Origin of the sequence: Desulfoluna spongiiphila, from assembly GCF_900101345.1 — a bacterium.
In the GTDB taxonomy this organism is placed as follows: domain Bacteria; phylum Desulfobacterota; class Desulfobacteria; order Desulfobacterales; family Desulfolunaceae; genus Desulfoluna; species Desulfoluna spongiiphila.
Genome location: NZ_FMUX01000043.1, coordinates 1 through 10,895, shown reverse-complemented (window position 1 = coordinate 10,895; position 10,895 = coordinate 1). Strand labels below are relative to the sequence as shown.

The following is a 10,895-nucleotide window of genomic DNA, read 5'->3' as shown; positions in this document are numbered from 1 at the left end:
TCAAATCTGGTTGCCTTTTTGAGGTGGAACCTGTTTACACACAGGGATTTGTGGGCTTGGATAGATCAGCCATATGATGTGCTACCACTTGAGCCTATATCAGTACAGTTAATGCTCCCATTTACGTGAGTTGGACAGCAGGCAAAATAATGGGACCTGTTTTTCAAGAATTGAACAACATCTACTAATCACAGGGGACTCTCGAAGAAAATTATTCTTTGAGAGGCTATTTTGGACAGTAGTGTGCTAAAATATTTAATAAATAAGCATCAGACAAAACCGTGGTTTATGAGAAAGGCGTCGTTTCGCTACGGTATCAGGTGTTTCTTGCTGGATTTCAAGTATCAATCACAACGCTACTTCGGTATCCTCCAGGTGACGTGTCACCTTATGGCATCCCCACTCAACTATTCACCGGATATATTAGGAGTTACAATGCTAAGCAAAAAGCAAAATTGGTTGATTACCCTTTTGATCATTTTCTTCTCGTTTTCCAGTGTATACATTGCACTAATTTGCATTTACGCCCTACCTGACGGTACGTCAAAACCCATGACAGGCGTCTTCTACTTATGGGGTGGCGCCGCTGCGCTTTCGACTTTTCTTTATGCACTTTACAGAAAACAATTTTCACAAGTTGAAACGACAATATCAGACAAACTTATTCGATGGTTGGTAACAGTATTTTCGTTTTTCTTCGCTTTGGGCAGTATCATAATTGCATTAGTATGCATTTTTGCGTTGCCAGATGGCTCAAGTCAACCTCAAACGGGTGTCTTGTATTTTTTAGGCGGTGTTATTGTGATATCAAATTATGTTGTCATTATTTACAGAAATTATTCTTTGCTCGAAATGCCGAAATAGCCCAAACACATCAAAATTACGAAAGGGCAAAATCGTGGTGATAGGTAGAAGGTAAGGGCTGAGGCAAAGCTCCCTACCAAGAATTACCTCTTTACGATTCGGTAGTCTCCCGTCCCACAAACGGCTTTTAGATTGACGAGCCTCTTTATTCCCCACCTAACACATAGGAAACCCGCAAGATATTAAACGGGTAACGGCGTTCTGTAAGCCGTCATTCCGTAACAGGCGGGTAAGGCATTGTTGTCAGAGCATTCTGTGCCCGTTCCATGGCAGCTTCATGGCGTGCCGGTATCCCCTGATTCCACGCATTCAACCTGGCCCCACCTTTCAGGCTGGAGTATGAGCTCGCGCCCCCCTGTACCGTGGAACTTCCCACGTTCCTGGCAGAATCAACGGTAACAACAACAGTACCCGCCGTAGAATCTGTTAACCCAGATTTTATTTGTTCTTTGTCCCGGGCTACGACGCCAGTACCAACACCACGGGCACCTTTTAGAATACTTTTCCCTATATTCAGGGCAGCACTGCCCAGCCCCTTTGTCACCTCGACACCTCCGGAAGCAATATCAGCCCCCGCATGAATGCTATCTTTTCCCAGCCTGAAAATGCCACCGGATAAACGGCCAACAACCCCAAGCAGAATTTTATCCATTTGCACTTTGGGAGCATTGAGGGGGCCCGTAATCTTTATGGTATTATACTTCACATTTCTGTCGGTCAATATCGAGGAGTTAAGGTGCAGCGACTCTGTGTTGACCGCAAGCGCGATGTCGGCATCAAGGCCGGTGGCTCCTATAGCCTTCCGTGTTGCCGATGGAACCATGGCACCCAATGTGTCCAACTTGAAACCTGTCACCCGAACCTGGGAGTTTATCAGGGGAAAACCGACCCCGACATGGCCAATTGACCCTAAAAGGCCCAGGTATGCAGTTGGATGGTCTTCAGGCTGGCTAAGCGCAAATGATCCTGAGACAGAGGCCGGTGGGCTCTCTTCCCTGGTGTCAAACAAGCGCAACCCACTGACGTTGAGTTCAATGTCTTTTATCGGTAAAGCGATGCCTTTTTTGGGCAGGGAATCATTCTGATACGTCAGAGCCCCGTCTTCCAGCCGGGCTTTTTTAACCATGATAACCGGCCGTTTGGTTTCGGCGGAGGGCTTGCTGGGCGCCACCTCCGTAATCTGTTCATCTGCTTTGCCCCTCCGCCCCTTCAACATGCCGATCAATCGTTTGAGTATGCCGGGTTCCTCTTTTGGCGGCTCAACGGTGTCCGGTTCTTCCACCGGCCCGCCAAATATCTGCCCCAGGCGCTGCAAATTGAATGTGCCGTCTTTCTGGACAATCAGGGATAACGAAGGCCCCTTAACCCGGACACTCTCAATCACCATTTCCGGTGCACCAAAGTCCAGCCCGTCACTGTGAATCTCCAATCGATCCAGGCTGGCAAACGGCTCCATCTCAAAGCCGGGTGGTTGGTCCACCCTGAGCCCACTCAAGGCAAACATGATCTTGCCGCAAAGGATATCTGCATGCATCACATCACGGAGTTGCAGGTCATCCACAGCCAGATCAAGCTGCAATTCAGAGGACCATTGCTGCTTCGAAAGGCCATCGATAAGTGAAATGCGGATGTTTTCAAAACGTATGGTGTCTATGCCAATAGAGGGAATGAACACCCCACTCTCATCAGGGTCCACAGGGGGCTCGGTATCAGATTCTGCATCTGCTTTGCCTGGCTTCACGATATTCAGCACACTCACGTTTCCCTCGTCATCACGTACGACAACGATGGACAGATCTTTCAGCACGAGCTCTTCTGCAGCAAGAGAACCACCGAGCAGCGAGATCAGCTTGACGTCCAGCGCCAACGTCTCAAGATGCACAAGCGGTGTTGATCCGAAGTGTTGCGGCGAATTGACGATAAGCCCCTTGACTTCCACTCGCCCCTCTGCCAACTCAACATCGATGGCATCAAGGGACCCGCCACCTGCCAGATAGGTATTCAGGAGCTTATTGATCTGGGTGTGCGCAATTGAATTGATGTTCATGCTCAGGATGCTCAACGCAATGATCACAACCAGCGTTAAGCCTGTCAACGCTACCCACCACCACTTCAATCGGTAGTTTTTTTTGTTGTGTGCGCTCATCACAGGCAGCTCCCATAGGGTCGGCATAGACCACACCTGTCGTCATCCGACCATTCCCGACGTATTGAGGTTTGATTAACTGAAGGCTGGTTATTTTCTGGCAGCAGTAGAACAAATCACGCAAAATCCGGGCTCTGTCTCAGAACACACTGGATTCGTGCAGGGGCGCAACGACGTGCAAGTGACCCCATGTTCTCCGTTCATTTGATGAACCCAAGTCACACGGGTTGGGTTGATATGAGCTTATGCCCATTTTTCCTATTATAGCGCCACGACATGCCTTTTGCCATTGGAAAACAAGCCGTTAAAACAGATCCCGCGACAGCAAATGCCCCTGCGGAGATTAAGCATAGTTATATTGGGAAAGACGTCAGAAAAGCTCTGTAAAGAAGGACGCTGTCAGATCTGTATGCAGAGCATTGCAAAATCTGATCAGGAAGAAATGGAAGCAAACCCATGACAAGATGCCCCGGAATACGTCATCACAGGCGTATTTCGCCACACCGCAGTGAGGCCTCACAGCCAAAAGTTGCTGTAAGTCATCGGCAGCCCGGCAGGGTAAGTGGAATCTGTTCTCCCCTAACCCGGATATTTCACGAGTCGAGTGCACCCATATTCAAGGCATCAGAGCTACAGATGTAGTTGTTTACCTCAAAGCTCTGATAACGCAGAAGATGGGTGCACTTGGCTCGCCCGAAGGGTGAGAAAATCAAACAGCAAACGTCGATTTACATTTTGACTGATTGTTTCCTCATGAAATATCCGGGCTAACCACCCCGGGACCACATGATCCCGAGGCGGGTTGGAGGGGCGTAAAGAAGGTTTCCGGCGGGAGCCCTCAATTAGAAATGATGCACGTAACGCACATTGTATCGGTTGCCTTCCGTTCGGTTTTCAGCGCCTGATTCAAAGTAAACGTTTACGAGAAGGTTATCATCCTTGCCCAGATGAAGCACACCGCCAGGGCCGATGGCAAAGACTTTCTCGGCAGTCCCGTCGATACGTTTGCCATCATATTCTGTATCTTGATACTGGTTGAGGTAATATCCGTTCAGCCCGAGCCGGAGCCGACCGGGAATCACTTCATAGGCCGTTGTAAAGTTCGCATGGAAGGCATCCCCGGCCCGGGTCTCCGTCACACCAGTCAATCCGTCATTGGGGTCATCATTTTTAAAGTTATAAAGATAATGAAGCCGACCTGAAACGGTGAGCTTTGGTGTCACAAAGGCGGTAAATGCCCAATAAGGATTGAACGTATAGGTGTTTGAGCCTGGGTTAAGCTCCTTGTCAGAGTCATATTTTCCCGTGGGAAAGGTAACCTGAAGCTCAATCCGATGCATGAATTTCGGCCCATTGGCCCCCATGATCGGGTCCCACTGAATAAACGGCCCCACAAGAACATCTCCGAGCCCGCTGCCATTGTCTTCAGGAAAGGGCGCATCCATGGCGTAGGACATATCCAGTCCCACCACCGGGATCATCACATTCACCCCCCATTTACCACCCAGGAAAACAGGCTGATCTGACTGATAAATAAACTGAGACATGGATATCCAGACATCAAGATTCTCATCGGCACCGTCCGGCAATGCCGCATCTCCCTGGGCATTTTTCAATGAATCAGACTCGTAGTATTGCACATACTGAGAGTAATAGAACCCCGGTCCCGATGGAGGTCCCCCGTCCAGAAAACTGGTGAACCCCAAATTCACACTTGGCATATCATACGCCATGGCACCACCAACAGTGGCGAGCAGCCCCACAACCATCCCCACGAACCCTACCAACACTTTACCTCTCACAACCCCTCCTCAATCCCTGAATATGAATCACATCAATCACACAGCGCTAACCGGCCTCGGAAACACGTCCGAGCAAAAGACATCAACCGTTTTGTTTCTATAAATAGAAACAAAACGCCCATGTCATAACAAGGCTTACTCAAAATCGCAAGCTCGATTTTTCATTCCACTTGAAAACGTCGGATGAGTCCGTAACTGATTATATGGAGGGGGCGTGACAAAATGCTTCACCCAGCCGGAGTAACTGGCATAGAGGTGTCAGTCTCTTTTCGGCACATTGCCACAGCCCCCGTCAACATTCAACCGAATAGAAGAAATAAGGGGCCGCGGCACAAGATGGGCACGCTTCGCGCTTTGCCTATCCTACCGGTATCGAGCGGTGACAGGTTGCGAAGGGCGTCCGGTACTGGTGATGTGTCATTTCTATGGACTTTGAAATGAATAACCATGGAATATAACGATAAAAAACTATTGACACGCAGAAGGGATAAAATTATGGTGGGTCGTAATAACTAGTTATTATCGAAATTGAGAAGCGACCCGACAGGATGCTGGAACATCCTGCCAGGCCTGACCAAAACAACCTGAATAGGAGGTCGTCATGGCTAAGCGGTTTTTTACACCAGCCCCCGATCCATTTCAAGTCGTATTTTCCTTCATGCGCGGCATCCCACGCCCCCTTTACCAGCATCATTGCCGATTCAAATGGCCCATGAACACATGCGTTTCTGACTGACGGCGGGGAAAACGCCTCTTCGGATTTCTGCGCGTCTTCGAACTGCAGTGGTAATGAAGGATTTCTGCCGCTTTTCCTCCTCACCTCACTGAAGATGCGTTTTCCCTTTCCTGATGCCTGAGCATGCCCTTTTGTCTTTTGGGGCAGGATTGTTTCTTTTCCCGACTTTTTTTGGGGGAAGAGATATCAATCGGGATTAGAGACATGTCAGGTCATAGGGGATAGGTCATGGGTCATAAGAAAAATAGGCCCTACGTCTCATACGTTGCGGTTTTGGCGTATCGTTGCCTTTTGGTTTTTCGGTACCCCCATAGGCGCTGATGACTACGGACGAATGCCATGATCTATCCCCAACCATCTAAACACTCTACTCCCTGTTTTCTATGATCTTAATTTCCCTATCACCTAATTCATTGGGAGTTCACCATGACCACGTCACCGGGAATGTTTGAGGGCTCCGAAATTTCAGAGCTGTGCGACTCCATCAAAGACATCCACCGCTTGTTGAAATCTGTGGGGGCTTTTCACGCAGAGCTGGATGAGGCAGAGGCTCCGGGGGGCAACGGCCTTCAGATCGATTTCAAAAAATGGGGGATCCGAACCATCACCGAGGACCTCCTGGCCCGACAGTATGCCAAGATCGATCGAATGGCGGCAATTTATAAGAAGGAGCAGGAAAAAATGAGGGGAAGATAGGCCGCAGGCGGGGGGCACCTCTTTGTGGGGTGGTGATTTGCGCGAACCACCGGGCCTCTTGCCGATAGCCTTCCACGGGGCTTGCCATTGCCGGTTTTTGAAGCGTCAGGCCAATGGGAAAATGATGGCGCGTCCGGCATCAGATGGGCACGCTCCGTTTTGCCCATCCGGCCCTCCTCCAAGATGAATTATTCCATGCACACCAAACGCAAAAAGGGCACCCTAATTTGGGTGCCCTTTTTTAACCTGTTTTTAACCTACATACCAAATCGTAAGTAGTTGAAAACATTAGATATGTGGCGGAAGCACATGGGAATCGAAACCATGTTCATGGCGAAATTAAACTATAAATACGGATAGTTACAACGAGCGATTTTTCATTTTGAGCTGTTTTTGAGCTGTAACTTTTATTCCCACCCCCTTCCCCAACAAGCCAACAGAATCTGATAAAATCATGTACTATAGGACTTAAAGTTCATGCCTGAATGGGCATGCAGTCCAATAGAGATGTTGCAATATATCGCTGAAGCGGCTTAGGACGTCTGCCCCTGTTGATGAGACGCATAGTCGGACACTCAGAAACCAACTTTACACTTTTTTCGTCTTCTTTCAGTTGCTTTGATATGGAATGAGGACAAACTGTCCCAAAGGGTTGCCGAAGTCTTTCTTATATGGTTTTATCCCCCACCAGGAACTTAAACAACCATCTTTGCCGAGACGAACCCCATGCCCCGTTTTGCCCTTGTGGACTGCAACAATTTTTACGTTTCCTGCGAGCGGGTCTTTAATCCGTCCCTGGAAGGCCGCCCTGTTATCGTTCTCTCGAATAACGATGGCTGCGCCGTGGCCCGATCCAACGAGGCCAAGGCCCTGGGCATCGGCATGGGGGTACCTGTTTTTAAAATAGAGGCCCTCTTAAAAAAACATGATGTGGCCGTCTATTCTTCTAATTATGCCCTGTATGCCGACATGTCCCGGCGGGTAACCATCACCCTGGGGCAGATGGTTCCAGACCTTGAGGTGTATTCCATCGATGAATCGTTTCTTGATCTCTCGACATTCCGCGCGGTCGATGTGCCGGAGTTGTGCCGAAACATCATAAAAACCGTGACAAGAAATACCGGCATCCCCGTCTCTGTGGGTGTAGGGCCGACTAAGACCTTGGCCAAGGTGGCCACCGGCCTTGCCAAGAAATGCCCTACCCTCCATGGCTTTTGTGATATCACCGACCCAGTTTGGCACGAGCGGGCCCTGGCGGCAACTCCTGTGGACAAGATCTGGGGTGTTGGCAGGCGGTATGAAAAATTCTTGAAAGCTCGGGGGATCAACACTGCCCTGGACCTGGTCAGGGCAGACCGCGGCATGATTCAAAGCCGCATGGGGGTAAACGGCACCCGGATCCTCGATGAGCTATCCGGGATATCCTGCTATCCCTTAGAAGCAAACCCGCCTGCGAAAAAAGGAATTGGCGTCTCCCGAACGTTTTCCAGAGGGATTGATGACCGTCAGGATCTTCATGAAGCCCTCTCATCTTATGCCGAACGGGCTGCAGAAAAACTGCGTAAGGATGGGCTTCGGGCAGGCGTGATGGATGTCTATGCGATGAGCAACAGATTCCATAAGGCTGATTTCTATTACAACAAGACCACCTTTCGGTTTCCGGTGCCAACCTCCGACAGCCCGGAAATTATCAAGGGGGCCCTTGCGGCCTTTGCCGAGATTTACAAGGAAGACATCCCCTTCAAAAAGCTGGGCATCCACATGCGGGAGCTGACCCAGGAAAAACCAGAGCAACAACTCCTCTTTGATAAAGTAGACCGGGGCCAGTCATCCGCCCTGATGAAAGCAATGGATGCGGTAAACGCCAACATGGGACGCCGTACCGTGAGTTATGCATCTTCCGGACTCTCCACTGACCTTTCAGATCCCAAAGCATGGCGCACTCAATTCAACCACAAGTCCCCTTCCTATACCACTCGATGGGATCAACTTCTTCGAGTGACCTGAACCCTCCCACCTGTCCCTGTTTACATTTTCAATATTTGCATGCCGGGTCTTTTTTATCCTTCCTTGCAATTATATCCATCAAGGAGTAAGAATTTAATTCTGTGATGATAAATGGATGATATGCCATTGACTAAACAGCCAACAGAGATTGCCGGTTATGAGTTCATTGATTTTTCACAGGAACTTAGCTCCTTTCTATGCACAGAGCAGCATGGCTCGATGTCGGAAAAACCATGCATTATAGGGATTATCAGACATTTTTGTCGGATAACCCCTGAATTTAAGGTGATATCCGACAGTTTTGTCCGTTTTTACCAGTGAGAAGGTTTTATGGGACAAAATTGTCTGATATTAATTGTTATAAGTCCTTAGCATGAAATATATTTTCATATTATTTTTTGCCGTTATCTCAATCCTCATTTTTATCATTGCTTGTGACAATTTAATCAGTCACGCTTCATTGATAAAACGGTCGAAGATTTATGGTATTTATAAAAGCATGGACTTAGAGTTGAGCTATGGCTATTTGCTTGGCTTTTTTTTCTGGGTTGGGTGGGCAATATATGATTTTAGTAAGGAACCAACATTTAGTAGTTTTCGAGGAGCACCTGTCCATAGTTATGTGTGGGGCTTTACATCAATTCTTATGAGCCTTTATTGTTTGCTCAGCTCCTTTAAAAAGAAACATAAATAAAGCTAAATATCATTCGTTAACCACTTAATTCTTATAACAATTAGCTCAAGGCCGACCCCAAAAAGATGGCCACGTCTTCCGTAACTTCAACCGCTGCCCCTATCAGCTTTTTGGGGCCGCTTAGCCACGCGTTATAAGAAAATTATCATCTTCTGAAAACATATAGTTTTTATTATTCAAATACATTTAGCCAAGACTTTGTTGTACCAGATCAACCTAAAGGAGGCACAATAGTGGGAAGTTTAGATGGAGTTTACGAAATTGACTTGGGAGGTTTAGCTCGCCAGGAATTTCTAAAAAATGCTAGTGCTGGCCTGGCAATAGCTTCACAAATCGCCGGCTTATTCGGAGCTGCTGAAAATGCAATTTCTAATAAGCGATCTCAAGAATATTTGGAAACAATGGCTAAAGATATACAAGATATCAGAGTGTCTCTTAGTAAGGCACTTGAGAAACTTGATAACCTGCCAACCCAGTTTCGCAATATTGTTAGAGAGGAAGTTAATCTTGCGCAACTTAAAGAATGTTATATTGAATTAGAGAGTCTTTTACTACGTTTCTTTGTTGAAGAATCTGGTAATAAATTAACTGAAATAGCTGCACGTCGCCTTGATTACAATTTACTATTTATATGTAACTCTGAAGGACGTCTAAGCTATATGCTTAATTTTGTTAGAGCATGTGAAATAGCAATGCTATTGAGCAATGGAAAACATCTTAATTATGTTGTAAATATTGTAAGATCAAAAATCGACCTAATAGAACCTCTGCAAACGGATATTCTTTCTAAAGTTAATGAAAAGCGATTTGCATTATTGGCTCTCTTGAAAGACAAAAGTTATATTGAAAGATATACGATCGATATGAATACATATTCGACTGAATCAATTAGTTACACTCCTAAGCCCGATCGTCCAACCACTAAAACTGTAACCGTAAGTAAACCAATCTTCGGATATATTTATGAAGGAGAAGTAGGCGATGGCCCGGGATGTAAAAATCCTCCACCTAAAAAAATTGTTATTGATTATAAGGATGAAAAAGAAACACAAGTGGACCAGGCTGGAGTGGTTTTTAATGCCAAAAAAAGAGAGCATTTGACAAGTATTCTTGCTTCAAAAAACTCTCTAACAAAGATCTTAGAAGATTTATTAGATATAAATTCGGTAATCAGCTTTTTGAATTATTACCTAAATTTCCTTCAAAAAAATTGAATTAAATTTGCGTTAGGTACAGTCAATAACAACAATAAATCTAAAGCTTACTTTACATTTACATGCCCTAAAATTAGTCCGGTTTACTTATAACAATCTGCTGGTAGGGACGCTCGTTCCTCGCGCCCCACAGCAGCACGTTGAGCCTGTAGAATAAGTAAAATTTCAAGATATCAAGCTGTATTTACAGCTTAATATTTGCTATACTCTCTTCAAATAAAACAGCGAGGTGAGTATGGCTCGATACAAAAGTTATTCTCAAGCCCAGTCGATGTTTATTCCAGTCCGGTTCGATGAGCAAATCATACCCGGCACGTTCGTTCATGCCATTGATCATTTGGTGGATAACGAACTTGACCTTTCGATCTTTGACAAGCATTTCAGCAACGACAAGACGGGGGCTCCGGCCTACAATCCTGCCGTTCTTTTAAAAGTCATTTTGTATGCTTATTCTCTGGGGATTATATCCAGCCGCAGGATTGCATCTTGTTGCGAGTGTCATGTGACTTTTATTGCCTTGGCCGGTGATACCCGGCCCCATTTTACAACCATTGCCAAGTTCGTTTCTTCTTATGGGGATGAGATTTCTGTGCTTTTGACCCGAGTGGTTGCAATCTGTTCCATGGAAAGTTTGATCGGCAAAAAGATGTTTGCCATTGACGGCTGTAAGATCAGCTCAAACGCCTCTAAAGAGTGGAGCGGAACCCGTAAGGATTTCATCCGTAAAAAGGCAAAG

At 46.6% G+C, this 10,895-nt stretch carries 7 protein-coding genes; 5 read left to right on the top strand and 2 right to left on the bottom strand.

The genetic code is table 11. From position 1 onward, the window contains the following. Nucleotides 1–390: 390 nt before the first annotated feature. Entirely contained in the window at nt 391–864 is a 474-nt protein-coding gene (locus tag BLQ12_RS26610; protein ID WP_139164140.1) for a hypothetical protein, read from the top strand. A gap of 211 nt (nt 865–1,075) precedes the next feature. Here the strand turns inward: BLQ12_RS26610 and BLQ12_RS26605 are convergent, their stop codons facing one another. Then, entirely contained in the window at nt 1,076–3,010 is a 1,935-nt protein-coding gene (locus BLQ12_RS26605) for an AsmA family protein (protein WP_139164139.1), read from the bottom strand. 842 nt (nt 3,011–3,852) lie between these two features. Continuing rightward, nucleotides 3,853–4,812, bottom strand: coding sequence for a SphA family protein (locus BLQ12_RS26600; protein WP_217640420.1), 960 nt, complete (start codon nt 4,810–4,812; stop codon nt 3,853–3,855). 1,162 nt (nt 4,813–5,974) lie between these two features. Between BLQ12_RS26600 and BLQ12_RS26595 the strand changes: the two genes are divergently transcribed. From BLQ12_RS26595 to BLQ12_RS27210, 4 genes are all read left to right on the top strand, one after another. Continuing rightward, a complete protein-coding gene (locus BLQ12_RS26595) occupies nt 5,975–6,244 on the top strand; it encodes a hypothetical protein (RefSeq protein WP_092215996.1) in 270 nt (89 codons plus the stop codon). A gap of 726 nt (nt 6,245–6,970) precedes the next feature. Next, nucleotides 6,971–8,251 (top strand): Y-family DNA polymerase, encoded by a 1,281-nt coding sequence (locus BLQ12_RS26590; protein WP_092215994.1) that lies wholly within the window; start codon nt 6,971–6,973, stop codon nt 8,249–8,251. A gap of 927 nt (nt 8,252–9,178) precedes the next feature. Beyond that, on the top strand, nt 9,179–10,159 hold the full coding sequence (locus tag BLQ12_RS26580) for a hypothetical protein (protein WP_092215990.1): 981 nt from the start codon (nt 9,179–9,181) through the stop codon (nt 10,157–10,159). Between the two features lie 235 nt (nt 10,160–10,394). Next, nucleotides 10,395–10,895, top strand: a 501-nt coding sequence (locus tag BLQ12_RS27210; protein WP_139164138.1) for a transposase, incomplete at its 3' end; no start/stop codon positions are given.

What these genes read in the sequence shown, in the direction of transcription:
- BLQ12_RS26610 (WP_139164140.1), top strand. Translation starts at nt 391, where the DNA reads ATGGCATCCCCACTCAACTATTCACCGGATATATTAGGAGTTACAATG.
- BLQ12_RS26605 (WP_139164139.1), bottom strand. Translation starts at nt 3,010, where the DNA reads ATGAGCGCACACAACAAAAAAAACTACCGATTGAAGTGGTGGTGGGTA.
- BLQ12_RS26595 (WP_092215996.1), top strand. Translation starts at nt 5,975, where the DNA reads ATGACCACGTCACCGGGAATGTTTGAGGGCTCCGAAATTTCAGAGCTG.
- BLQ12_RS26590 (WP_092215994.1), top strand. Translation starts at nt 6,971, where the DNA reads ATGCCCCGTTTTGCCCTTGTGGACTGCAACAATTTTTACGTTTCCTGC.